Below are 26,253 nucleotides of genomic sequence, written 5' to 3' on the forward strand. Positions count from 1 at the left end.
TGTCACTTGTCACTGTTTCAATCAACCTGATGTTATATAGTGAAACTATAATAAAACAAGCTATTCTTTTATGAAGCACGCTTATAAATCGAATATTTTTATCTAAATTTGCATTAGTTTAGAAAATATGAATAAAGCATTAGCTTTAACTTTTTGATATCTGAAAAATCGCCAATTTGAAGATCTGTCAAAGAAGTAAAGTCTGGTGCTCACGCTTACGGCGTGGGCTTTACTTTCTTTTATTTGACAGATCAGGTGTTTGGCGATACCTTCAGATATGAATAAAAAAAGTAAGTTCACGCTTTTTTTATGTTTCTATGCATCATGTAGTATTATGTATTACTTTTCTTGCTCCTATATCTGAAAAATCGCCAATTGAAGTAAGTATATCAGTCGGGAAAAGTTCAAGTCCTATACATAATATAAAGAATAACGACTGCATAAGGGCTTGCAGGTTATGACAGGCAAATAAAACCATGAAACCTATCGGACAACTTATCAAGGCACGATTGATGGAAAGAGGAATGACTGTTTCTCACCTCGCTCGCTTACTTTCTTGTGAACGTGCTAATCTCTACCGACTTTTCGAAAAGGACAGTATCGATACGCGATTGTTATTACGTATTTCCCGTGCTTTGGATTATGATTTCTTTCAACTGTATTCAAATGAATTACAAAAGTAAATCTGTGTATCAAATACGATACAAAAATGTATCATTTGTATCATATGTCATATAGATCTCTTTGATGCTTTTTCGCGTTCTTTGCACAATGAAAATTAATGATATTAATTTTAGATGCAAGCATTATGAAAAAATTATTTCTCCTTTTTGTAGTAATAAGTGTAATGACACTCCCCCTCTGTGCGGCAGTTAACAGTTCTACTAATGCAATGTGGGTCAATCGGCTAAAAAAGTATAATCCGGACAAATTGACCGTAGTAAGTTTCTACAATTTCATCTATATGGATGATATAACAGGGACAAAAGATTTCGTACCTGCTAATTTAGATTATATCATCTCTATAAACGGAAAAGATGTAAACACTATAGTACCCGAAGACATCTATCCTATGCTAAATGGACGCGACGGACGAGTGAGTTTGGTTTTGCACTCGATACTCCACGATGTAGACTATGACCTTGAATATACCCCCGTCAACTTGAATATGCGCGGTTTCGACGAAACATTTGAAAATTTAGATGGGGTGTTTGTCTTTAGTAGTTCAATAATAGACAACTATAAAAATAGTGGGATAGAAATTAAAACAGATGACGACATTCCCGACTGGAGCAAATTCCGTAAAGTATCTATTGTATTATCTTCATCAGATCCGCTATTAGAAAAGGAGCTTGCCAAAGAAGCTCTCAATTCTTTAATGAATAGCGGATTTCCACTCATCGTCGATGACGAAAATCCCGATATGATTCTCAAAGTATCATTCAACGAGGAAGAATCAGTTACATCCACTTATGTTCCGCAAACAACGACCTATGTTGACCGGGGAAGTAATACTTATGTAACACAAGGGAAATACGGTACTTATATAAACTCATTTAAACGCTCTCCTCAAAAAATAACTGACGGCGGTTATACTCATGAAAATATATCAAGCACTCATTTTTTAGAAGTTTCTTTGTTAGACGCAAAAAAAATGCTAGATCCAAATCAAAGCATTCCGCCAGTCCTATGGCAACTTCGCTACTCAAAAAGATTGAACTATAGTGAAAGCCTCAGTTCAGCCAGTCATAAGGTACTTAAGTATTGTCGCGCTTTCCCGGGTAGAAATGTATTTTTGCAACCTTGCAAGGCATGGTCAGGTGTTTGTTGGGATGAAAACTTTCCTATAGTAACCGACATATATAAAGATAGCCCGGCAGATAAATTGGGACTTCAGCCTGGTGATGAAATACTTAAAATCAATGGTAAGTCACGTATCGAGGTAAAATATAAAATGTATCTTAACGGAAGGTTACAAAGAGAATCTCATCCCATCTCTATTAAATTCAAAAAACAATGTTTGGGAAAATTGCTTACCGGACTTACAGATGTATTTCCATATGCCTTCCAAGAAAGTCCAATATGTAATCGTATTGAAAACAATGCTTTTTTTGATTATTGTGAAATAAGTTTTCCTGCATTTATCCACCAGGCAAACAAAAACGACACATACGAAATCAAACGTAATGGCAAAAAGATGATTTTAACAGGCAATCTCTACGATAAATGCTATTTTTTATCGGTTGATGTCAATTTCTTGAACCCAAAGAAATAATTAGAACGTGTCATTAATTTATAATCGAAAGAATATGAAAAAAGCATCAATGAGTTTTGTTATAAAACAAAGAAGAACATTATGCCTATTTTTATTAATTATACCTACTTTTCTTACAGCGCAAGATATTGTCAATATTTTCAGGGTTGGTAGTGATATTTGCGAACCGGTTACATTGAAAACATCCAAAGGTACTTATACAGTAAGAGGTAGTATTACTATCAATGGTAATCTTTCTTGGTTTGAGGCTTATGACTGTCAGAAAAGACAGATTGTGAATCCGGGAGGTTCTACATCTATACGTAGTGGACAACCCACCGTACGCACTTATGTTCTCAAAACTTTATACCATGACAGTAGTTCCGGTACATCAGGCAATACTAATACTTACCGTAGAGAAGTCCAGGAAAATACGGTTAATGTAGTAGAAAATGCAGTTTCCAACTTGGGTAGCAGTATGGGGCGAATGGCTTATTCGGGCATGAGATACTCGGCTGTAGGCTATCCTAATCTTACATTTAATTTAGGTGCTTCGCATATGTATGGTGAATTCGCCCGGTTAAAAGCGTGCCTTGGTAATGCAGGAGGTTTTATTCTTTATGGTGGAGTAGGTAAAGACTGGATATTCAATAGTGACAATAAAGATAAACTTTCCTGGCATAGTGGACTCGGTTATTACGGTATTTGGGGAGATGACGATGAACAGGAATTTAATATGGGCGTTACTTTTTCTGAAACACCGGTGTGTCCCGGATATGCTTTGAGCTTAGATTTATCGTATAATTATTATTTCGGTGATTCTACCCGTTTCGGAGTTTTTGGTGGTTTGGGATTAGGTATTGGTAACTTGAAAGAGGCTTTCAAAACAAAAGAAGGAGACAAATTTGGCGGAAAGTTTGTTTGGGATATCACTCTAGGGATTGCTATAAAATTGTTTGCTGGTGATTAAGACCAGTAAAAGAGTTTTTTTTACGATAAAAAAACGTAAAGATACCTGTGTGAAATAATAATACTATAAACACTAAAAAACAAAGTTATGAAAACAATTACATTAGGAAAAAGGAACATGTATTCTTGGTTATTGTGGGTATTCGTGTGTGTGATTCCTATGGGAATATTAACGTCTTGTGGTGATGACGATGATGAAAATGATAAAGATGGTGTAATAACGGTAGATTCATATTACGGAGCAACAATTGACAGTTCTTTTTTCTTCCATCCTATGTTTTCGCGTGCCGGAATTTTTTCTGATGATGTTGTATCAGAAATAGGACCTGTAAATGGGCTTGAAGATATAACGTCTATTCCTCATATGGATGGAATGAAAAACTTTCTACTCAGGAAGGCTATGGTTATGTAGTGTATAACAAAAGTTATAACAGGTATTCGAAAGTATATATAGTGAAGAAAACGGAAGAAAGGACCATTGCGAAATATCAATGTCCTTTCATTCCTTAAATATTAAAAAAGGCAAACTTCTTTCAAGTTTGTCTTTTTTAATATCAAATTTAAGAAACGATTCTTACTTGGTTTCTTTATATTTGTACATAGCCAGATACTCAATTCACCTAATTGACTATACGATCTAAATAACTCAAACCGATTCTAATTTATCCGATGTCAATAATGTCACCTTTTCAATCAACCCGATGTTTTTGAAAAACACCCTGATGTTTGTTCACAATCAACCTTATGTTTTTAAAAAACATCAAGGTGATTGTTTCAGTCATTACCAATACTATATACTATTTATTCAATTTGGAAAGAAAACGTTCCCGGTCAACGATATAGCGAATATGTGTACCTTCACCTACCACTCCGGCTTCATCACTCGCTTTTACGGAAAAAGTAAGTTTACGACCGTCAACCTCAGTGAGTACCGCAGTGGCAGATACCTCCGCACCAAGCGGAGACGGTTTGATATGTGAGGTATTCATCATTGCACCTACCGTAGTGGCTCCTTCGGACAACTCCGCAGCGACAGCTTTCATCGCTGCATTCTCCATCAATGCCACCATTGCAGGAGTAGCAAAAACTTCCATATCTCCCGAGCCCATCGTTATAGCTGTATTTTCCTTTTTTACAACTGCTTTACTTGTAAATGTTAATCCTGTTTCCATACCCAATTACTGTTATTATATTCAATGAGGCAAAAGTAATACTTTTAAGTAACTAAAGAAAACCGAGCTAATAAAAATAACGAACCACCGAAAACAGACCTCACTAACACAGTCGTTTTCGATGGTTCATCACCTTTAAAACACCTTTAAACAAAATGATAGAAATGCCTTCTTACTAACTAACCCAATCGAAGGATTTCAAAGTACAGCTTAATCATTAAGCCGTTTTTTATTGCATTATTTACGAGCTTCCTGAATATAGCTTAATGCTTCTTTACATTTAGCTGTTACGTAAGCCCAATCTTCAGCAGCAACTTTATCATTCGGGAAAAGTTTAGAGCCCATACCTACACAGAATACTCCGGCTTTAACCCAACCTGTCAGATTTTCCTGTGTCGGTTCAACACCACCGGTAACCATCAACTTAGACCATGGCATAGGAGCTAACAAACCTTTCACTAATTTTGTACCGAGAACGTCACCCGGGAATATCTTGCAAAGATCGCAACCGGCTTCTTGTGCGAAACCTACTTCAGAAACACTTCCGCATCCCGGAGTATAGGCAACTAAACGGCGATTACAAATCTTAGCGATTTCCGGATTAAACAACGGACCTACAACGAAATTAGCACCAAGCTGTAAATAAAGGGCAGCAGTTGCCGGATCAACGATAGAACCTACTCCCATCGCCATTTCAGGACATTCTTTGGCTGCGAACTTCACTACTTCGGCAAACACTTCGTGAGCGAAGTCACCACGATTAGTGAATTCAAATGCACGAACTCCACCTTCGTAACAGGCTTTCACTACTTTCTTTGCTACTTCTGCATCTTTATGGTAAAACACAGGAACCATGCCGGTAGAACCAATCTTGTTCAATACGGCTATCTTATCAAACTTTGCCATTTTATTTTTTAGTTATATAAATTAAGAATGACGAGTATTCCCCGTTTTCCATTCTTAATTGTTAATTATTAATTCAAATCCTATCTCTGTACACGACCACTAGCATCACCACCAGCCAAAGCTTCAACTTCTTCCACAGAAACTAAGTTAAAGTCACCATTAATCGTATGCTTCAAAGCAGAAGCGGCTACAGCGAACTCAAGAGCAGCACCTTGGTTAGGCTTCGTCATCAAACCATGGATAATACCACCGGAGAATGAATCACCACCACCTACACGGTCAATAATAGGATTAATATCGTAGCGTTTTGATTCATAGAATTCGCTACCGTTGTAAATCATAGCTTTCCATCCGTTGTGAGTGGCAGAGAATGATTCACGAAGAGTAGAAATAACATATTTAAATCCAAATTCTTTTGCCATTGCCTTGAAGATACCCTTATAGCCCTCAGCATTTGTTTCACCCGCCTCTACATTAGCATCCGGTTTGAAGCCCAAGCAAAGTTCGGCATCTTCTTCGTTACCGATACAAACATCAACATATTGCATCAAAGGTTTCATAATAGACTGCGCTTTTTCCTTTGTCCACAATTTCTTACGGAAGTTTAAATCAACAGAAACAGTTACACCGTGACGCTTTGCAGCCTCACAAGCCAACTTAGTTAATTCGGCAGCTTTATCAGAAATAGCGGGAGTAATACCTGACCAATGGAACCAGTCGGCACCTTCCATAATAGCATCAAAATCAAAATCAGCAGCATCCGCTTCTGCAATGGCTGAGTGAGCACGGTCATAAATAACCTTACTCGGACGCATGGATGCACCTGTTTCAAGATAGTAAATACCAACGCGGTCACCACCACGCGCAATGAAATCAGTCTTTACACCATATTTTCTTAAAGCATTTACAGCCGACTGACCAATCTCGTGTTTTGGGAGTTTAGTTACGAAATATGCATCGTGTCCATAATTAGCGCAACTAACGGCAACGTTAGCTTCACCACCACCATACACAACATCAAATGAATCAGACTGAACAAAACGAGTATTACCCGGAGTTGACAATCTCAACATGATTTCGCCTAATGTAACAACTTTCTTTCCCATAGTTTTGTTTTTTAATAAATAAGTTATTAATTAATATATTATGTTTCAATTTATAATCAAACACTTAAATACGGCACAAACTGCTGATATAAAGGTGATACAGAACAATATCATACTTAAAATATATCTTCCGTGTGCGTGCACAAAGATACAACAATTTTCGTAATTACAAAAATTGTTATATATTTGTGACGAAAAAATTGAAATTATTATTGTGCCCGTGCACGAAGTCCTATATAAATAAGGTATAATATGAATAAACTACCTGAGAGAATCAGAATAAAAGACATTGCCAGGCTGGCAGATGTATCCGTTGGAACAGTAGACCGCGTCATACACGGCCGTTCCGGAGTATCAGAATCGAGCCGTAAACGAGTTGAGGAAATATTGAAGCAACTGGACTACCAACCCAATATGTATGCAAGTGCCCTTGCCTCCAACAAAAAGTATCTATTCTCTTGTCTTCTGCCCCAACATCTGGAAGGAGAATATTGGACAGCAGTAGAAAAGGGAATAAATGAAGCCATTACCACCTATTCCGATTTTCATATCTCAGTAAAAACAGCCTATTATGATCCTTATGATTATACTTCTTTTTTAGCGGCAGCCCAAAAGGTGCTATCCGAAACACCGGATGGAGTTATATTTGCTCCCACGGCACCTCAGTTTACCAAGATATTTACCGATGAATTGGATTCTCTTCTTATACCTTATATATATATAGACTCTAATATTAAAGAAATTCCCCCGTTGGCATTCTTCGGACAAAACTCCCGTCAAAGCGGATATTTTGCCGCCCGCATGCTAATGATGATTGCCGATAATAAAGAGGAGATTGTTATATTCCGTAAAATTAATGAAGGAATCGTAGGATCAAACCAACAGGAAAACAGAGAAATAGGATTTAAACAATATATGCAGGAACATCATCCCGACTGTAAGATACTGGAGCTTGACCTTCATGCAAAACGTCCGAGTGAAGATAATAGTATGCTGGACAAATTCTTTGAAGAACATCCGAATGTCACTTGCGGTATTACCTTTAACTCCAAAGTATATATCATCGGCGAATATCTGCAAAATAGGAAAAAGGATAATTTCGGCTTGGTGGGATATGATTTATTAGACCGCAACGTAGTTAGCTTAAAACAGGGTTTTGTAACGTTCCTCATTGCCCAGCAACCGGAGATACAAGGGTACAACAGTATAAAAGCATTTTGCGAACACCTTATTTTCAAGAAAGACATACAGACCATTAATTATATGCCGATTGACCTTATTACCAAAGAGACGATCGACTACTATTTAAAATTTCAACAATAAAACATTAAACTTATTTATAGAATAAAATGGAAACTAAGTATTTAAAAATCAATCCGGATGACAATGTGATTGTAGCGATCACCGATCTCAAAGCCGGTGAAATTATTACCGTGGATAACATAACCATCCACTTGAATGAGGACGTTCCGGCCGGACACAAAGTGGCACTCAAAGACTTTACCGAAGGAGAGAACATCATAAAATACGGTTATCCTATCGGACACACCCTTACCGCTCTCAAACAAGGTGACTGGATAAATGAGAAAAACATCAAGACCAATTTGGCCGGTTTATTAGAATATACCTATAATCCGATACCTGTATCATTGGATATACCCAAAAAGGATTTAACCTTCAAAGGTTACCGTCGTAGAAACGGTGACGTAGGCGTGCGCAACGAGATTTGGATTATTCCGACTGTAGGATGCGTGAACGGTATCGTGAACCAATTGGCAGAAGCGCTTCGCAAAGAAACGGATAGCAAAGATGTTGATGCAATCGTCGCATTTACGCACAATTACGGCTGTTCTCAATTGGGAGATGATCATGAAAACACCAAAAAGATTCTCCGTGATATGGTACTTCACCCAAATGCAGGAGCTGTTTTGGTGGTAGGATTAGGATGTGAGAATAATCAACCGGACGTTTTCAAAGAATTTCTTGGGGATTATGATAAAGACCGGGTATCTTTCATGGTTACTCAGAAAGTAGGTGATGAATTTGAAGAAGGAATGAAATTATTGCGCGAGTTATACACAAAAGCAAGTAAAGACACTCGTGTCGATGTTCCGTTATCGGAATTAAGAGTCGGTTTAAAATGCGGAGGCTCCGATGGATTTTCAGGAATCACCGCCAATCCGCTTTTAGGAATGTTTTCCGATTTCTTAATTGCACAGGGAGGAACGTCTGTATTGACAGAAGTGCCCGAAATGTTTGGTGCCGAAACCATCCTGATGAACCGCTGCCGAAATAAAGAACTATTTAATGAAACCGTTAAGCTTATCAATGACTTCAAAGAGTACTTCCTTTCACACGGAGAACCGGTAGGAGAAAATCCATCACCGGGCAACAAGGCCGGAGGTATTTCCACTCTTGAAGATAAGGCTTTAGGATGTACACAGAAATGTGGCAAAAGCTATGTTGAAGGTGTATTAGCCTATGGCGAAAGACTAAAAGTAAAAGGTCTGAATCTGCTTTCCGCACCGGGCAACGACTTAGTGGCAGCCACTGCCCTCGCTTCTTGCGGATGCCACATGGTTCTGTTCACTACCGGGCGAGGAACTCCTTTCGGAACTTTTGTTCCGACAATGAAAATCTCTACAAACTCCAATCTGGCGAAAAACAAACCGGGATGGATTGATTTCAATGCAGGAGTTATCGTAGAAAACGAACCGATGGAGAAAACCTGTGAGCGTTTCATTGACTATATTATAAAGGTAGCAAGCGGAGAACCCGTTAACAACGAAAAGAAAGGTTATCGGGAGATTGCAATCTTCAAAACAGGCGTTACCTTATAAAGATTCTTGCTTTAAATAAAAAAGGTACGGTCCTTTGTCCACAAACTCCTATCGTTTGCAAACAAAGGATCGTATGTTTGTCTTCAAACGTCCTGATGTTTTTTTCAATCAACCCGATGTTTTTTAAAAACATCAAGGTCATTTTTAAAAACTTCATGCTGTATTTGCATAAATCAAAATTACTTTTTTCTGTCTTCACCTTATCACTTTTTATTCTTTTATCATTGACATACAGTCTATTAGAGTGAAAGCACTTTTTTAGTGAACTGCACCCGAAAAGTTGATTGGTTATTCATACACTTTTTCATAATAGTTTTAGAGAACTTGGTTTACGGATAACGCTGATTAGGCTGATTATAACGGATTAATAATAAAAGAAATCTATCTTCAGCTCCATCCGTGTCAGAAAAAAGTTGCCTTCACTGTAACATACTACCAATCAATCATGAAGAAGCAAAGAGTGATAAGGTGAAGGCAAATCAAAGTAAAAGTTGAATAACTGCTAAATCAGCAAAATATGGCAACTGATAGATACGCCCCTACCCCATCCCAGCGAGGTGCATATCTCCGTATAGTTCCCGGTAATGTTATACTGGTCGGGTATCAGTTCCAGCAACATCAGGACCTCGTCCGGGTTCCGGCGGATGGAATCGTTCATCATGATTGCAGATATATTGATAGAGAGCTTAGTCAACACAAATCTTTTCTATCTTTATTATCATTCCTTTCGGAATTTATAGTAATTTTGCCCCGAACAAAATTACTATCTTATGGATAAACGAACTTTACTATCATTCGTATTAGCGTGCATTTTCTTAGCACCTAGTTATGCAAATCCCATTGATGTGACTACAGCGAAAAACATTGCAGGGTCTTTCATCAAAAGTAACACAACTCTGAACCAAACAAAAGTCAAGTCAAGCACACAAGCTACACTACAACTAGCCTACACTTGCACAGACAAGAATTTAGAACAGAGCACTTCATCCCACAATTACTTTTATGTCTTTAATCGTGAAGATAACAACGGATTCATTCTTGTTTCCGGTGACGATCGCTATAAAGCCATACTAGGATACACAGATTCCGGTTATTTCGATATAGACAATATTCCTGCAAACTTTCAATATTGGCTCGACTGCTACAAGAATGAATTAAAACGACTATCACAACTACCGGGAGATTTTAATCTGACACAACAAGGAGAATCTTCTAAGTCTAATGAATATAAGAGCAAAGTAGAACCTTTATTAGGTAAAATCGCATTTAATCAAGACGCTCCCTATAACAATCTTTGTCCTGATGTTCCGGACGGTGAAAGATCTGTCACCGGATGTGTAGCCACTGCAATGGCACAGGTTATGAAATTCCACCAATATCCAACTCATGGAGTAGGCCAACATTCTTACAGGACTACTACTGTAAAATTGAATTTATCTGCGGATTTTGAGAACACGACATACGATTGGAACAATATATTAGATACATACACTCCCGGAGAATATTCCGAAGAACAAGCTACAGCTGTAGCTACACTGATGTATCATTGCGGAGTAGCAGTAGATATGGATTATCATTATATAGTCAGCAATGCCTACGATACATCCATTGCCGGTGCTTTAGTGGATTATTTCAATTATGATGCAGCAAGTGTCAAATATTGCAATCGTGATTATTATACCACTGATGAATGGAAATCCCTTATCAAAAAAGAATTAAGTAATGACCGTCCGGTCATCTACAATGGTCAATCAGCTGCAGGAGGACACTCTTTTGTGTGCGACGGATATGATGAAGACGGGCTTTTCCATATAAATTGGGGATGGGGCGGACAAAGCAACGGTTATTTTGAACTGAATATTCTTAGTCCGGGTATCGAAGGTATCGGTGGCGGTTATGGTGGATATAGTTTCAGACAATCTGCTATCATAGGTATACAACCGCTAAAAGGCGAAGTACAAGCTCCCAAAGAACCGGATTTGAAGTTTATGCTAATGGACTTCAATGATGAGAGTATATCAGAAAATTCAAGTACTCAGTTTATATATATTGTAGCAAATCATGGTTTAGAAGCATTTACCGGAAGCATAGCATTAGCTTTAGAACAAGATGGTAACTATCAATATATCAGTGAGAAAAGTAATGTTACCATAGCATCAAATAGATATATTCCGGTCACATTATCCGTAAAAGGTTCGTCATTCCCGGAAGGTAGTTATAAGATCTATCCGGCATATAAAGTTAAGGGTTCCGACACATGGAATATCATGCAAGGTCCATGTTATATGGCTCAATATGTAAATGCAATAACTGCCGACAAGACAACAAATTTCTATGTAGAAGATAATCAGGATTCAGAGATAGAAATATCCGATTTAAAAGTTATAGATGAATTGACAGAAGGAGAAAGCGGAACATTTGAATTTACAGTAAAAAACAAAGGTCCCGAATTTAATCAGGCTTTATGTATTGTTATCGGACAAACTATTTTCTGGGCAGAAGGGGTATATCTTCAAGACGGAGAAAGCAAGACTGTACGAATGACAGGACTAGTTACCCAGAGTGCGGGAGAACACACTGCATACGTAGCCGCATATAGTATGAGTTTAGGAGGAATATTCTGGTCTGACGACAATAAAATCAAAATTACAATCAACGAAAACACCTCCGGTATTTCGAAACAAAGTATTGCTACCACCAACATTTATCCGAATCCTGCCAATAATACGCTCTATATCAACTCTGAAGAAAAAGTTACCGATATACAAATATTTAACTTATCAGGGCAAACAGTTTTATCAAATAAACCGTTACAATCCGGTAATATTGAAATAAATCTGTCTTCATTACCGACAGGAAGCTATATGCTCCAAGTAAAATCCAATGATAAGATAGAAACTCATAAATTCATAAAAGAATGACATTACAATGAAAGTTCAATACCTACTTCCATTCCTACTATTTACCCTACTGTCCTGCCATTCCGGCCGGACAGTAGTAAACCCTGTTACATCCCCTATGGAAACTCCAATCTTTGCAGCCACCGGCCCTCAAACCATTATTTATAAAACCGGCAAAGATTATTACGCAAATATCCCGGTTATAATGGATGAAGGACGGACGCGTATCCTCTCCTATCCCGATCCGCAAGATACCTATTATCAGGGTAAATTAGCTTATCCTACCCGATTGGCACAAGGATACTTATTAGATAACAGAGGTATCGGCGCTAATGTCGTTTTCCTAAGTTATACGTATGAAGAATACAGTAAGTTGCAATCAGCTCCCTCCATGAACGAACTGATGCAACATATCATTGACAAATATCCACTGACAGAGGCCTGGAACTGTGGAATACGTACCCAATATAAAGATGAAGTAAACGAACTAAATAAACGAATAGAAAACGGACTTACCGGATGTAAAAAGATTAAAATTACACCGAGACTAACAATTAACAAGGAATAGATATTTCCGAATTGATTACTTATGCATACAAACAATACAACTGTCAATAAACCAAGTCTATGGGCATTAAGTCCCTTATTTGTTTTTCTCTGCCTTTATCTTGTTACTTCCCTCGTTGTCAATGATTTCTACAAAGTGCCCATCACGGTAGCATTTCTGGTATCATCCGTCTACGCCATTCTTATTACCAAAGGACTAAACCTGAACGACCGTATCTATCACTTTTCCATGGGGGCTTCCAACAAAAATATCATGTTAATGATATGGATATTCATCTTGGCAGGAGCTTTTGCACAATCGGCGAAAGCTATGGGAGCGATTGATGCAACCGTGAACCTCACTCTCACCATATTGCCGGATAATCTTTTGTTGGCAGGAATCTTTATTGCAGCCTGTTTCATATCACTGTCCATCGGCACATCGGTCGGAACGATTGTAGCCCTCACCCCCGTTGCAGTAGGAATAGCGGAAAAGACCGGAGTAGCATTACCTTTCATGGTAGCTATCGTAGTAGGCGGTGCTTTCTTCGGAGATAACTTATCCTTCATATCAGATACGACAATAGCAGCGACACGTACACAAGGATGTGTTATGCGGGATAAATTCAAAGTAAACAGCATGATTGTTATTCCCGCCGCACTCTTCGTTCTAATCATTTATATCTTTGAAGGTATATCCGTACAAGCTCCTGCACAAATCCAACAAATAGAATGGATAAAGGTTATCCCCTATCTTGTCGTATTGGGAACCGCCATTGCCGGACTGAATGTTACTCTCGTTTTACTTTTGGGTATTGCCGTTACCGGAATTATCGGGCTGTTTACTTCCGGATTCGATTTCTTCGGATGGTTTGGAGCAATGGGCAACGGCATTACAGGCATGGGAGAGCTCATCATCATCACCCTTATGGCAGGCGGAATGCTCGAAATGATCCGTTACAACGGAGGCATCGCCTATATTATAGAGAAGCTGACAAAACATGTAAACAGCAAGAGAGCTGCCGAACTCAGCATAGCAGCACTCGTAAGTATCGCAAATCTATGTACGGCAAACAATACAATAGCTGTCATCACAATCGGTCCGATAGCAAAAGACATTGCAGATAAATTCCATTTGGATAAAAGAAAAAGCGCAAGTATTCTTGATACATTCTCATGCCTCATACAAGGTATTATACCTTACGGAGCACAAATGCTTATAGCGGCAGAGCTTGCTTCTATTTCTCCATTAAGTATCATCCGGTATTTGTATTACCCGGTGACAATGGGAATATTCGCATTACTGGCTATCTTATTCCGCTATCCGAAGAGATATTCCTGATTCCCTGCCGACGATCGTCAGAAGCTTTTCACTGCCTCGTATATCTGACGTGTCAGCCAAATATCATAGGCAGCATCGTGCAGTCTGGAAGAATCCAATTCTATACCCAACGTACGGGCCACCGTCTCCTGCTTAAAGTCTTTCATTAAATGACGCTTCATCATTAAATGCTGTGTTGCCAACACCATTACATCAATCGAGTTCACCCAAAACCAGGAATAAAAGAAACTGTCGCCGTTTTGTACAAAGAAAGCTTTCAGGAAAGAATTATCGAATGAAGCATTATTATAACCAACCAGAAAGAACTTATCATCCTTGTTATATTTATCGACGTATTTGGACAGCATATTCACAAACTCCAAATATACTTCGTGCATATCCGGATAAGCAAATATCTGTTCGCGAGTTACTCCACAAACCTGCAAAGCGGTCTCATCTACCTCACATTGAGGGTTGGGACAGACATTATAATTAAAAGTCTCTTTTGTTTCCCCGTCTATGACAATCTCACCACTTATCTGATGAATACCGTTTTTCCAATATTTAATGCCTGTTGTCTCAAGATCAAAGAACAGTAGCTTCATGGCTCATTATTTATTAATTGCCACAAAGCTACTAAAAATAGTTTTATTTCTTTCAAAGTTAAAGGATAATTCAAGCAGTCCCTTAACCATCCTTATTAGTTTTCCTCTTGCTTTTCCTCTAGCAACAGATTATCAATAATACCATCGGATAGTCCAATGATGGGAACATAAATATATTCAGGTTTAACGATGTTGGCTATAAACAAATAAATCTCGGCAGCAGGAATAATCACATCCGCACGATCCATTTTCAGTTTAAACTGCTTTACACGTTCTTCCAAAGGAAGGATCTTCAATGCTTCATAGAGATCTTCCAATGAAGATATCGTCATCCGCTGCAACTTCTTATCCTTCTTCTCTGCCAAACGGAATAGTTTGTTAATATTCCCGCCCGAACCGATTAAATTGATATTCGGATAGAACTCATATAATTTAGTCAAGTCTTCCCGCAATGTTATCCAAGCCTCTTCATCCACTGCATTACTCAACATACGCACCGTACCGATGTTATAGGAATTGGAATAGATTAACTCACCATTTGTCAGGAAGTTAATCTCAGTGCTTCCTCCGCCCACATCTACATACATATAGTTTCCCGTTCTATCCGTGATACACTCCATGTGATTATTGTAAATGATAGCTGCTTCCTCTTTTCCGTCAATCACATCGATATGAATCCCGGTATCTTTTTCTATATTCTTTAATACAACCGACCCGTTTTTTGCATCACGCATGGCAGAAGTGGCACAAGCACGATAATCAACCACATCGTATATTTTCATCAGTTGCTTAAATGCTTTCATCAAGCGTTTCAACTTTACAGCTTTGGCATCCGATAAAGCACCTAATGTGAACACATCAAAACCTAGACGCAAAGGGACTCTAAGTAACAATTCCTTTGAAAACTTCTCATCCGGAGTCATCGCCTCCTTATCAACTCCTTTTATCAAAAGCCGTACAGCATTTGAGCCGACATCAATCGCCGCGTAATTAACCTTTTTCATTGTTTTCTCCTATTGAATCTTTATAATAATTGTATAACGCTTCTTGTGAACGGAACGGAAGTCCGTCATTGCCGTCCCAAGGTAAATTCTTCCCACTGCCATCCACCCAACGTCCTTGCAACGTATCTTTCAATCCGAATTCGACCACTTGTCTCAAATCCGCTTTCAAATCCGCATCATAAATCGGAGTTATCACTTCTATCCGGTTGTCCAGATTGCGTGGCATCCAGTCTGCCGAACCGATAAAAACCTCTTCTTCCCCACCCGCTGCGAATATAAATATGCGGGAATGCTCCAAGTACCGGTCAATGATACCATTAATACGTATCGTGTCACTTACACCACGAACACCTGTTATCAGCGAACAATTACCACGTACCACCATATCTATTTCCACCCCGTTTGCCGACGCTTCATAGAGCTTTTTCACAATAACAGGGTCGGTAACATGGTTTATTTTCACTTTTATATAGGCAGGCTTCCCCGCTTGCTTATTGCGGATTTCATCATTTATCAGTCTGACAAATTTCTGTTTCATTTCGTTCGGAGAGACCAATAGTTCTTTAAACCTTATCGGTGAATACGGCTTTTCTATAAAATCAAAGACTGCATTTACTTCACGAACTATATTCTTTTGGGCCGTCATCAACAGATAATCCGTATACATACGTGCATTACCCTCATGAAAATTCCCGCTACTGACACAGGCAATATCCCCTCCCGTACGCATAGATATATGCGTTACTTTAGAATGTACTTTCAAACCTTCCACTCCGAATATGACATGGATGCCCGCATCCTGCATCCGCTTGGACCAGTTGATATTGGACGTTTCATCAAACCGGGCTAGCAACTCAATAACAACGGTTACTTTCTTACCGTTGCGAGCTGCGTTTATCAACGCGTTCACGACTTTAGAGTCCTTAGCCAAACGATAAAGCGTGGTTTTGATGCTCTTTACATTCTTATTGATGGCAGCCTCTTGCAATAAACGGATATAGCTGTCAAAACTATGATAAGGAACATGAATAAAACGGTCTTTCTTACGTACCTGTTCCAATATACTTATATCTCCACTCAACTCCGGCTTCAGGATAGGCGGCCATTCGGGATACTTCAGGTCCTTACGTCCGCAATCCGGAAAAGCCATCAAATCTTTATGATTATGGTAGCGTCCTCCTGCCAACATGGTATCAAGTCTGTCCAGATTCAGTTTCTCCATCACACGTTTTAATACATCCTTCGGCATCTTCTCATCGTAGATGACGCGGAGAGGTTCTCCCTTTTTACGACTTTTCACTCCTTTGGATATCTTCTGTAACAAGCCATTACGCAGGTCGTTGTCTATTTCCATCTCCGCATCTTTGGTGAATTTAAACGTATGGGCCTTGAATTCGGTGTATCCCGTGCCGGCAAATATCTTGGGAAGACAAAAACGAATGACATCATCCAGATACATAAGGAAACTTTTGCCGTCGCCATCCGGCAAACGGACAAAGCGCCCGCAAACAGTAACCGGTAAAGCTATCAACGCATAGTTATGACGGGATTTGCCGTTACCATCACTCATTTTTATGGCAAGATAAATGTTCTCGTCCGTTTCATCAGCGATTTGCTTAACAGCCGAAAGCCATATCGGATTGATATATCCGCTCAGCTTCTGCTGAAAGAACGAATGCACAAACTGTTGTTGCTCTTCACTCAACTCATCAACACCGATCAGGCAGATATTCTCTTCACAGAGTTTCTCCTTTATTTCCGCAATGGTCTGTTCAAACTCTTTGGAATATTTATTATTCAGCTTATTAATCTGCTTGATAAGCAATCGCGACTCTTCCTGTTGCGAACGGGCACTTTTATCTTCATAGTCGGCAATACGGCTCAAGGTAGCCATACGCACCCTGTAAAATTCATCCAAGTTATTCGAGTAAATACCCAAGAATGTCAACCTTTCAAGCAAAGGGACATGTTCTTTCCGCGCTTCCTGCAAGATCCGATAGTTGAAATACATCCAGCTAACATCACGATGCAAATAATACTTCATTTATAATTTTTGTTTAGCAATTTATATAGTAGGGATGGTTCTTATCATATTCGCAGACGAAGCTGCATTATGCTCAATGGCATACATCAACAACCGTTCGCTGCTTCTCACCCAACGAATAAAATCCCTGTTCGGTTTATATATCTTCGAGAACTCCAACAAGTCTCCCATGGCAAAATCCTCCGATACGATTCCGGCTCCATTACGGGCTGCGTCATAAGCATTGCAATCCTGCTCGATATGTGCAGGTACCATCATTAAAGGTTTACCCAAATACATTGCTTCGCATACCGATTCAAATCCTGCTGTTGTGGCATAAGCCTTGCAGGCAGCCATACGGCGCAGAAACTCCACGTCGTCAATCTGCTGGAATGTAAGCGTATCATCCACTTTCTTTATCTCCGGTTCATCCGGTTTATCCCAAAAGAAGTGCATACGTACGGAAGGATTGTTTTTGTGCCACTCCAATACATTCTCTCCAAAGCCGGAATTGACCATATAGCCATGAATATAATCGCCGACTTTCGACTCGGTCACTATCACCTCCTGACGGAGTAAAGGCGGCACAACCCTGACTCGGTTCCGGTTATCATCCGCCATCGTGCTGAAAGACAAAGCCAGGCGTTCTTTTGCACCTACACTCGTCATCCGGGTAAAGAACTTCAGCATCTCGATACCCGCCCTGTTCTTTTTAGGAAAGATAAAATCATTATGGAGAAACAGATATTGATGACCGATGCATATATAAGGTACGTTCGGGGCAAATGCCAGATAAGTCAGCCCGGTAAGCAATTCATAAAAATTAATAACCATATCCGCTCCGCTCTCTTTTATCCGCTCCCGAATGTAACAAACACTTTTAAAATATACAGGAACGTGCAGCAGGTTATAGGCCACACTGAGTGACAGGTTAACCCTCTTGTTTGCCGCCGTAGGCAGAAAGTTCGGACTTATAAAGCGTTTTACAGGCGCATGGATGCTGCGGTTAAAGAATCCGGGCAGCTTCCGCGAATTGCTTTTCCCCACCAATACTTCAACGACCTCGTGACCGTTGCGTCTTAACATTTCCTCTACGGTAATGGCTTGAGTAAGATGCCCTCTCCCTTCTCCTTGTACGATAAATAAGAATTTCATGATGCCGGACGTATAGTTGAATCTAATTCTGTTTTTTTGCTCTCTGTCACTAAAACATCTTCGTAACGGAAAATGTTCCAGTTGCCCTCTTCATCTTGCACCAATGCCGAGAGCGATTCTACCCAATCACCGGAGTTAAGATATTCAATCCCTTCATAGACAGCCATATCCGGATGATGAATGTGTCCGCAAATAACTCCGTCGCATTTACGGGCACGGGCAAATGCAACCAACTCCTTCTCAAAGTCGGAAATATAAGACACCGCTGATTTTACTTTTTGCTTGATAGCCTGCGAAAGCGAATAATAAGGTTTGCCTTGTTTCAGCCGATAGTTATTATACACTTTATTCATCCACAACAGGAAGGTATAACCCACATCGCCCAGTTTGGCAAGCCATTTCATGTGTGTAGTCACCGTATCAAAAATATCACCATGCGTCACATAATAACGTTTGCCGTTACTTTCCAACACCCAATCTTTTACGATACGGATGTTATAAAAACTCATCGGCGCCAGATGGTCAAGAAAATCATCATGATTACCGCGTACGTAAATAACTTCCGTTCCCTGATTCTCCATCATTTTCATGATGACTTTAAAGAAATCCGTATGTTTGGCCTGCCATTTCTTATGAGTACCTTTACGTAACTGCCAGCCGTCAATAATATCTCCATTAAGAATCAGTCGGTCGCAGTTGACGGATTTAAGGAAGTTGGTAACCTCTATCGTCTTTGAGTGGGAAGTACCCAAATGAATATCCGAAATGACAATCGTAGGATAATAAGTGCGTAGATGCATAACTTTTGTTTTTTGAGTTATGCAAATGTCTCGATTATGTATTACAAAGTGATGTCTTTAAAGTTACTATATGGTGAAATTACCTTACGGACATGGGAAAACAGCCTTATCACCTTTGAGTCAACAGAGTTTCCCCCTTGAGAAACTTTTGTTTCATAATATATGGAACTAAAGTTTCACAATATATGAAACAAAAGTTCCATATATTATGAAACTATTCAAGCGTAAGGGAGAGTGCCATGAAACTATAAGAGCGTCTCTATCTCTCTCAGTAATCTCGTTTGCACTTCTTCAAAGTCTGCCTCGCGTCCTAGCTCTTTCTCCAATGAGGTAACGCCTTTATCCACAAACCCGCACGGATTTATATAACTGAAATAACGTAAATCCGTATTCACGTTAAAGGCCAGCCCATGCATCGTTACAAAATGACTGCTGCGTACTCCTATCGCGCAAATCTTACGGGCACGGGAAGTTTCCCCGTCAAGCCATACACCAGTAGCCCCGGCAAGGCGTCCGGCTGTGATTCCATAGGATGCGCACACACGGATAACGGCTTCTTCGAGCAGATGCACATATTCTTTCAATCCCAAATGAAACTCTTCCAGATTAAGAATGGGGTAACAAACCAACTGTCCGGGGCCATGATACGTTATATCTCCTCCACGGTCTATATGAAACAGGGTTGCCCCTATACGTTGCAACTGTTCATCGGAAAGCAACATATTCGCAGCTTTGCCGCTACGACCGAGTGTATATACGTGCGGATGTTGGCACATGATGATACGATTAATGTAAGATTCTCCCGCTTGTTTGGCATGAACAAGATGATCAAAGTATTCCGTCTGCCGATGCCATGCATCTGCATAAGGTATCAGGTTCCAATTTTCAAATTGCGTTTTCATGCCGTCAAAGATAAATAATGGTAGCGTAAAAGACAACAAAAAAAGCGGATTATACAGACAATTATTGAATCTGTATAATCCGCACGATACTTATTCTATATTTACTTATTTCATTGAACCGCCGATGATATCCAGTAACTCGTTTGTAATAGCTTGCTGACGAGACTTGTTGTACATAATCGTAAGATCCTGCAACAGGTCATTTGCATTATCTGTTGCCACTTGCATCGCCATCGTACGGGCGGCATGCTCGGATGCATTGGAATCCAACAAAACCGTGTACATCTTCATCCGCAGAACTTTAGGTAACAAAATAGCCAGCAGCTCTTGCGAAGAAGGTTCTACAATATAATCGGACACTACACGACCGGATGTATCCGGTTTGTCATCCGTCTTTAATTCTATGGGAAGAAAGACCTCACGTGTAAGTATCTGCAAAGCCGTAGAACGGAAGTGGTTGTAGATAACCTCAACTTTATCGAGCTCCTTACGCTTATACAGTTCCATTAAACGGGAAGCTAATTCCGCCGCCTCTGCATAAGATGGTTTGTCCGCCATCGTCTGAAAGTCTCCTTCCGCTTTGAATCCCATCTTCTTTACCGCATCGGCAACTTTTCTGCCTACCGGATACAGCAATACATTCTCCATCCCCAAATACTTATATTCATCCAATACTACAACCAGATGCTTTACTATATTTGAGTTAAAACCTCCGCAAAGACTCGTGTTGGAAGAAAACACAACGATGGCAACACGCTTTACTTCACGCTTCTCTACATAAGGCGAATCCACCGAATCTTTTATTCCTCTCAGAAAATCCGTAAGGATAGCATTCAGTCTCTTTTCGTAAGGAAGCATATTTTCTATGGCAGCCTGAGCTTTATGCAGCTTTGCAGAAGCTACCATCTTCATGGCCGAGGTAATCTTCCGAGTACCATTGACCGAAGCTATTCTTCCTTTTACTTCTTTAAGCGATGCCATATCTATTTCACTTTATATTGTTCGGACACACCGGCAGCCACTTGCTCTATGATAGCCGTAACTTCATCATTGATAACTCCACTGCTCAATACATCCAACACATCTTCTTTATGACTCAAACGAATATTTTCAAGGAAATCATGCTCAAACGCCAGGACTTTATCTAACGGAACGTCTTTCAGCAATCCGTGTGTACCGCAATACAAAATAGCAATCTGCTCTCCCACCGGCATCGGCGAATACTGGGGTTGAATCAACAACTTCGTATTCTTGCGCCCCCGGTCGATAGCCATTGCCGTAACCGGGTCCATATCGCTGCTGAACTTAGAGAAAGCCTCCAGTTCACGATACTGTGCCTGATCTATTTTCAAAGTTCCGGCCACTTTCTTCATGGACTTTATTTGTGCATTTCCACCTACACGGGATACGGAAATACCCACATTGATAGCCGGACGGTTACCTTGATTGAATAAATCCGTATCAAGGAATATTTGTCCATCGGTAATGGAAATTACATTTGTCGGGATATAGGCCGACACATCCCCCGCCTGAGTTTCGATGATAGGGAGTGCCGTCAACGAACCTCCACCTTTTACACGGTCTTTCAGGCTATCCGGCAAATCATTCATCTGACGGGCCACCTCTTCCTGATTGATAATCTTTGCCGCACGTTCCAACAAACGGGAATGCAGATAGAAGATATCTCCCGGATAGGCTTCACGTCCGGACGGACGACGAAGAATCAACGAAACTTCACGATAAGCCACCGCCTGTTTAGACAAATCGTCATAGACGACCAACGCATGCCGGCCGGTATCACGGAAGTACTCTCCTATAGCAGCTCCGGCAAACGGTGCAAAGTACTGTAAAGCAGCAGGGTCGGCAGCCATTGCAGCTACTACGATAGTATAATCCATCGCACCACGTTCTCTAAGCACATTCACAATATTGGCAACTGTGGAACCTTTCTGCCCGATAGCTACATAAATACAATACACAGGCTTGCCTGCATCATAGTTAGCCTTTTGATTCAAGATGGTATCAATGGCGATGGAAGTCTTTCCCGTCTGACGGTCACCGATAATCAATTCGCGCTGTCCGCGTCCGATAGGAATCATGGCATCGACGGCTTTCAAACCTGTTTGCAAAGGTTCGTTAACCGGCTGCCTGAAGATAACTCCCGGAGCTTTTCGTTCCAGAGGCATTTCACAAAGTTCACCTCCAATCAATCCTTGACCGTCCAGCGGCTCTCCAAGCGGATCAATGACACGCCCCAACATTCCTTCTCCTACTTTAATAGAAGCAATATGCCCGGTACGCTTTACGATAAGTCCTTCCTTTATCTTATCCGTAGGTCCCAACAAAACAGCACCCACATTGTCCTCTTCCAAGTTCATCACAATAGCCATCACCCCATTCTCGAACTCAAGCAATTCATTAGCTTCGGCATTTTTCAGCCCGTAAATACGGACTACACCGTCACTAACCTGAAGCACTGTACCGACTTCATCAAATTTCAGACTGGTATCGATGCCTTTAAGCTGCTCAAGCAATACCTCGGAAACTTCGCTGGGTCTAATATTTTCAGACATAATTCTTAATTCTCTAAATTAAACTATTCTCCTGTTCTTTTCTATAAACTGCCGCTTAACCCGTCTTAATTGCGTTGCCACACTGGCATCCAAACGGTAAGTGTCTACCTCAAAGATAAAACCTCCTTCGATGGAAGGGTCCACCTTTGTTTCAAAGTCTACTTCTCCATGCGTCCGGTTATGTACGATCTCTTTCATACGCTCCTCTGTCTCCTTATCAACCGGATAGGCAGTGATAAGACGGCCTATGGTTATATTCTTCAGCTTCCTGTATAAATCAATATACATCAGACTCATGGATTGCACATAGCCTTCTCTCCTCTCTCGCAAAACCAGCTCTACGAAACGAACAAATTCCTTACAGACTTTTATCCCGGCTGCATTACAGATAAGTGACGATTTCTCTTTTGCAGCAAGCACAGGATTGTCTAAAGCAATACGCAATTCAGGCACAGCCATGAAACTATGGGAAAGCATCAACATTTCCTTATAAATTTCATCCTCCACCTTATTGGCTGCCGCATACTCCAAAAGAGCCTTTGCATAACGCATTGAGATAACTCCTACATCCATCTTATCTATGATTTAGAAACCGTAACTTCATCAAGCAGACGGTCTATCATTTCCATCTGCTCTTGCTTTTCATCCAGATTCTTACGAAGGACTTTCTCTGCAATATCCACAGACAAGGCAGCTACCTGACGACGAATGTCACGAATAGCCTCATTCTTTTCTGCTTCAATCTGCTTTTTCACTTCAGCTAATTGCTTTTGCCCTTCAATCTGAGCTTGTTCCTTCGCTTCTTTAATGATGCGGTCACGGGTAGCAACCGCCTCATTCAGGATTTTAACTTGTTCTTCGTGAGCCTTTGCCATAATTGCCTCGCCTTCCGACTTAATAGTGGCAAGCTGACGGTTTGCTTCTTTAGCTACTTCCAAAGAATGGTCAATGTATTCTTTACGTTCCTCCACCATCTTTACAATGACAGGGAAACCATACTTTGCAAGTATGATGAACACAATCCCAAACGAGAGAAGCATCCAAAACAACAAACCGCTATCAGGAACTAATAATGACATACGCTTTCTCTTTTTATAATGCCAAGAAACAAACTACAATAGCAAATAAAGCAACACCTTCCAGAAGAGCGGCAATGATAATCATATTCATACGAATATCACCTGATGATTCCGGTTGACGGGCAATAGCTTCCATTGCCGAGCCACCAATCTTACCGATACCGACACCTGCACCAATAACTGCCAATCCTGCGCCTAAAGCTGCTCCTAATTTGCTTAAACCTACTCCGGCTGCTGCCTGTAATAATACTGATAGTAACATAATTTTCTACTTTTAAAGTTTATATTTTGTATTCTTTCTTATATCTAAAATTCTTCATGTATCTAAAATTCTTCATGTGACTTCTTCGGTTCATGTTCCGCTCTTGCCAAACCTATAAATACGGCAGACAGCATGGTGAACACATACGCTTGAATGAATGCCACTAATAACTCCAACAAATTCATAAACACACCGAACAAGACGGATACAACAGTCATCGAACCATTTATAGCAGGCCCCATACTGACTGTAATGAATATCAAACTTGTTAAAGCCAGAATAACAGAGTGTCCCGCCATCATATTCGCAAACAAACGAATCATTAAGGCAAACGGCTTTGTAAAGACACCAAACAACTCTACGACCGGCATTAACGGAACCGGAACTTTCAACCAACTCGGCACATCCGGCCAGAATATTTCTTTCCAATACTCTTTGTTTCCGAATAAGTTGACGGCAAAAAAGGTAAATAACGCTAAGACCAACGTCACAGCTATATTACCGGTTACATTGGCTCCCGCAGGGAAAACAGGAATCAGCCCCATCAGATTATTCAAGAAGATAAAGAAAAAGACCGTAAGCAGATAAGGGGCAAAACGTTTATAGTCCTTACCAACACAGCTCTTTATCACATCATCGTAAATCATCATAATAAACATTTCCATGAAACCGACAAACCCTCTCGGCGAATCAGATTCCGGTGTACGTTTCTTATACCAATGAGCTACTCCAAGTATGATTCCAACTAAAATCAAACAGTTCAACAGCAAAGCAAAAACAATCTTAGTTATGGAAATGTCAAGCGGACGTACCTCTTCTCCATTCGCATTCTTCTCTACTATTTTACCATCGTATTTACCACCTTGGGCTATATAAAAGCCTTTATATTCTCCGCTCTCTTCCAAAACAGACGACCAGAATACATGCCAACCGGTTTCCTGACTTCTTACTATAATAGGAAGAGGAACAACGACTTTCGTATTTCCCCACGTCGTTATATGCCATTCATACGAATCACCAATATGACCGAATACGATGCCTTTGACATCTATATTCTCCTGTTGCTGAGTCACATTGACATCATCGGCAGAAACCGTTCCTAAAAAACAGAACAGCATCAAAACACCTATTATGTACTTTATATTATTCATTCTTCTTCTCTTTCTTTTTCTTTAAGTTCTGCTCAAACAGATAGAAAAAAATACTTTCGTGCAACAATGTAAATAAATAAAACAGAAAGAAAGTAAGGACGAAATCTTCTTTCTGAACCTTCACAAACAAGATATAAAACAACAAAAACAGCATGGAAAGTAACATCTTCACTACCTTCATACCCAAATAAACAGATAAGATCTTATTTGGCGTATATCTTCGGCACATGTCAAAACTATAAATATAATACCATCCAAATATATAAAAATAGACCGGTATGGCCGGATACCATTTAAAATAGTAGCCGGGGAAAAGAAGTTCTATTGCATAATAGACTCCAACCCCTGAGACTAACGCAAATATGGTGGTCCACAATAAGTACCTTTTTTTAGTTAAAGTTATTCCCATAGCATTTTGTTTTTCATTGTTCTACACATATAGATATCAGGTTATCTTTTACTTCTACAAAACCACCTTTTATTTCGATAGATTTCATCTCACCATCTGCCGAAAATGTTATCTCCCCATTCTCTAAAGAAGAGATTATCGGGGCATGATCCGGTAATACGGTAAATGAGCCCAACGTTCCGGGAAGCGTCACCAACTGTACATCTCCTTCAAAAAGGATATGTTCAGGAGAGACAATGGTTAATTGTAAAATCTGTAATTTCATAAAGCATTATT

27 protein-coding genes are annotated in these 26,253 nt (G+C 40.0%); 9 read left to right on the forward strand and 18 right to left on the reverse strand.

What is annotated here, in order from left to right:
* The first annotated feature begins 476 nt into the window (after nt 1–476).
* The 4 genes from DXB63_RS08955 to DXB63_RS08970 all read left to right on the forward strand — a co-directional run bounded on the left by DXB63_RS08955 (nt 477) and on the right by DXB63_RS08970 (nt 3,635).
* Nucleotides 477–683, forward strand: coding sequence for a helix-turn-helix domain-containing protein (locus DXB63_RS08955; RefSeq protein WP_122126063.1), 207 nt, complete (start codon nt 477–479; stop codon nt 681–683).
* 125 nt (nt 684–808) lie between these two features.
* Nucleotides 809–2,275 (forward strand): PDZ domain-containing protein, encoded by a 1,467-nt coding sequence (locus DXB63_RS08960; RefSeq protein ID WP_147332281.1) that lies wholly within the window; start codon nt 809–811, stop codon nt 2,273–2,275.
* Nucleotides 2,276–2,309: 34 nt separating this feature from the next.
* On the forward strand, nt 2,310–3,224 hold the full coding sequence (locus tag DXB63_RS08965) for a hypothetical protein (RefSeq protein ID WP_122126065.1): 915 nt from the start codon (nt 2,310–2,312) through the stop codon (nt 3,222–3,224).
* Nucleotides 3,225–3,311: 87 nt separating this feature from the next.
* Nucleotides 3,312–3,635 (forward strand): hypothetical protein, encoded by a 324-nt coding sequence (locus DXB63_RS08970; RefSeq protein ID WP_122348204.1) that lies wholly within the window; start codon nt 3,312–3,314, stop codon nt 3,633–3,635.
* 385 nt (nt 3,636–4,020) lie between these two features.
* Here the strand turns inward: DXB63_RS08970 and DXB63_RS08975 are convergent, their stop codons facing one another.
* From DXB63_RS08975 to DXB63_RS08985, 3 genes are all read right to left on the reverse strand, one after another.
* A complete protein-coding gene (locus DXB63_RS08975) occupies nt 4,021–4,395 on the reverse strand; it encodes a thioesterase family protein (RefSeq protein ID WP_122126067.1) in 375 nt (124 codons plus the stop codon).
* 237 nt (nt 4,396–4,632) lie between these two features.
* On the reverse strand, nt 4,633–5,301 hold the full coding sequence (locus tag DXB63_RS08980; RefSeq protein WP_122126068.1) for a bifunctional 4-hydroxy-2-oxoglutarate aldolase/2-dehydro-3-deoxy-phosphogluconate aldolase: 669 nt from the start codon (nt 5,299–5,301) through the stop codon (nt 4,633–4,635).
* Nucleotides 5,302–5,381: 80 nt separating this feature from the next.
* Nucleotides 5,382–6,407 carry a sugar kinase gene (locus DXB63_RS08985; protein ID WP_122126069.1) on the reverse strand — a complete coding sequence of 342 codons (1,026 nt, stop codon included), beginning with the start codon at nt 6,405–6,407 and terminating at the stop codon, nt 5,382–5,384.
* A 252-nt stretch (nt 6,408–6,659) separates the two neighbouring features.
* Between DXB63_RS08985 and DXB63_RS08990 the strand changes: the two genes are divergently transcribed.
* Together DXB63_RS08990 and DXB63_RS08995 are read left to right on the forward strand one after the other, a co-directional pair.
* On the forward strand, nt 6,660–7,730 hold the full coding sequence (locus tag DXB63_RS08990) for a LacI family DNA-binding transcriptional regulator (RefSeq protein WP_122126070.1): 1,071 nt from the start codon (nt 6,660–6,662) through the stop codon (nt 7,728–7,730).
* Between the two features lie 26 nt (nt 7,731–7,756).
* Nucleotides 7,757–9,247 (forward strand): UxaA family hydrolase, encoded by a 1,491-nt coding sequence (locus DXB63_RS08995; protein ID WP_122126071.1) that lies wholly within the window; start codon nt 7,757–7,759, stop codon nt 9,245–9,247.
* A gap of 502 nt (nt 9,248–9,749) precedes the next feature.
* On the opposite strand, the gene DXB63_RS17940 is transcribed toward DXB63_RS08995, so the two are convergent.
* Complete coding sequence (locus DXB63_RS17940) at nt 9,750–9,908, reverse strand: hypothetical protein (RefSeq protein WP_158563661.1); 159 nt, start codon at nt 9,906–9,908, stop codon at nt 9,750–9,752.
* 109 nt (nt 9,909–10,017) lie between these two features.
* Between DXB63_RS17940 and DXB63_RS09000 the strand changes: the two genes are divergently transcribed.
* The 3 genes from DXB63_RS09000 (at nt 10,018) to DXB63_RS09010 (ending at nt 14,035) form a co-directional block, all read left to right on the forward strand.
* Nucleotides 10,018–12,168 carry a thiol protease/hemagglutinin PrtT gene (locus tag DXB63_RS09000; RefSeq protein ID WP_122126072.1) on the forward strand — a complete coding sequence of 717 codons (2,151 nt, stop codon included), beginning with the start codon at nt 10,018–10,020 and terminating at the stop codon, nt 12,166–12,168.
* A 97-nt stretch (nt 12,169–12,265) separates the two neighbouring features.
* A complete protein-coding gene (locus DXB63_RS09005) occupies nt 12,266–12,715 on the forward strand; it encodes a hypothetical protein (RefSeq protein WP_233522833.1) in 450 nt (149 codons plus the stop codon).
* Between the two features lie 21 nt (nt 12,716–12,736).
* On the forward strand, nt 12,737–14,035 hold the full coding sequence (locus DXB63_RS09010) for a Na+/H+ antiporter NhaC family protein (RefSeq protein ID WP_122126074.1): 1,299 nt from the start codon (nt 12,737–12,739) through the stop codon (nt 14,033–14,035).
* 17 nt (nt 14,036–14,052) lie between these two features.
* On the opposite strand, the gene DXB63_RS09015 is transcribed toward DXB63_RS09010, so the two are convergent.
* From DXB63_RS09015 to atpC, 14 genes are all read right to left on the reverse strand, one after another.
* Entirely contained in the window at nt 14,053–14,619 is a 567-nt protein-coding gene (locus DXB63_RS09015; RefSeq protein ID WP_122126075.1) for a 3'-5' exonuclease, read from the reverse strand.
* Nucleotides 14,620–14,714: 95 nt separating this feature from the next.
* A complete protein-coding gene (locus DXB63_RS09020; protein ID WP_122126076.1) occupies nt 14,715–15,623 on the reverse strand; it encodes a Ppx/GppA family phosphatase in 909 nt (302 codons plus the stop codon).
* Nucleotides 15,610–17,667 carry an RNA degradosome polyphosphate kinase gene (locus DXB63_RS09025; protein ID WP_122126077.1) on the reverse strand — a complete coding sequence of 686 codons (2,058 nt, stop codon included), beginning with the start codon at nt 17,665–17,667 and terminating at the stop codon, nt 15,610–15,612. Before DXB63_RS09025 ends, DXB63_RS09020 begins: the two co-directional genes overlap by 14 nt.
* A gap of 21 nt (nt 17,668–17,688) precedes the next feature.
* The gene (locus DXB63_RS09030) at nt 17,689–18,801 is read right to left on the reverse strand and encodes a glycosyltransferase family protein (RefSeq protein ID WP_122126078.1); all 1,113 of its coding nucleotides are present in this window, start codon (nt 18,799–18,801) and stop codon (nt 17,689–17,691) included.
* On the reverse strand, nt 18,798–19,601 hold the full coding sequence (locus DXB63_RS09035; protein WP_122126079.1) for a UDP-2,3-diacylglucosamine diphosphatase: 804 nt from the start codon (nt 19,599–19,601) through the stop codon (nt 18,798–18,800). The genes DXB63_RS09030 and DXB63_RS09035 overlap by 4 nt, the downstream gene beginning before the upstream one ends.
* 245 nt (nt 19,602–19,846) lie before the next feature.
* Complete coding sequence (gene lipB / locus DXB63_RS09040; protein ID WP_369869592.1) at nt 19,847–20,539, reverse strand: lipoyl(octanoyl) transferase LipB; 693 nt, start codon at nt 20,537–20,539, stop codon at nt 19,847–19,849.
* 69 nt (nt 20,540–20,608) lie between these two features.
* Nucleotides 20,609–21,484 (reverse strand): F0F1 ATP synthase subunit gamma, encoded by an 876-nt coding sequence (locus DXB63_RS09045; protein ID WP_122126081.1) that lies wholly within the window; start codon nt 21,482–21,484, stop codon nt 20,609–20,611.
* 2 nt (nt 21,485–21,486) lie between these two features.
* Nucleotides 21,487–23,076 carry a F0F1 ATP synthase subunit alpha gene (gene atpA, locus DXB63_RS09050; protein ID WP_122126082.1) on the reverse strand — a complete coding sequence of 530 codons (1,590 nt, stop codon included), beginning with the start codon at nt 23,074–23,076 and terminating at the stop codon, nt 21,487–21,489.
* Nucleotides 23,077–23,094: 18 nt separating this feature from the next.
* Nucleotides 23,095–23,649, reverse strand: coding sequence for a F0F1 ATP synthase subunit delta (locus DXB63_RS09055; protein ID WP_122126083.1), 555 nt, complete (start codon nt 23,647–23,649; stop codon nt 23,095–23,097).
* A gap of 5 nt (nt 23,650–23,654) precedes the next feature.
* Complete coding sequence (gene atpF / locus DXB63_RS09060) at nt 23,655–24,155, reverse strand: F0F1 ATP synthase subunit B (RefSeq protein ID WP_122126084.1); 501 nt, start codon at nt 24,153–24,155, stop codon at nt 23,655–23,657.
* A gap of 13 nt (nt 24,156–24,168) precedes the next feature.
* Nucleotides 24,169–24,417 (reverse strand): ATP synthase F0 subunit C, encoded by a 249-nt coding sequence (gene atpE / locus DXB63_RS09065; protein ID WP_122126085.1) that lies wholly within the window; start codon nt 24,415–24,417, stop codon nt 24,169–24,171.
* 62 nt (nt 24,418–24,479) lie between these two features.
* On the reverse strand, nt 24,480–25,568 hold the full coding sequence (atpB, locus tag DXB63_RS09070; RefSeq protein WP_122126086.1) for a F0F1 ATP synthase subunit A: 1,089 nt from the start codon (nt 25,566–25,568) through the stop codon (nt 24,480–24,482).
* Complete coding sequence (locus tag DXB63_RS09075; protein WP_122126087.1) at nt 25,561–25,977, reverse strand: hypothetical protein; 417 nt, start codon at nt 25,975–25,977, stop codon at nt 25,561–25,563. The genes atpB and DXB63_RS09075 overlap by 8 nt, the downstream gene beginning before the upstream one ends.
* A gap of 13 nt (nt 25,978–25,990) precedes the next feature.
* Nucleotides 25,991–26,242, reverse strand: a complete 252-nt coding sequence (atpC, locus tag DXB63_RS09080) for an ATP synthase F1 subunit epsilon (protein WP_178300862.1) — start codon at nt 26,240–26,242, stop codon at nt 25,991–25,993.
* Nucleotides 26,243–26,253 lie beyond the last annotated feature (11 nt).

It is taken from the genome of Bacteroides sp. OM05-12, from assembly GCF_003438995.1.
Taxonomy (GTDB): domain Bacteria; phylum Bacteroidota; class Bacteroidia; order Bacteroidales; family Bacteroidaceae; genus Bacteroides.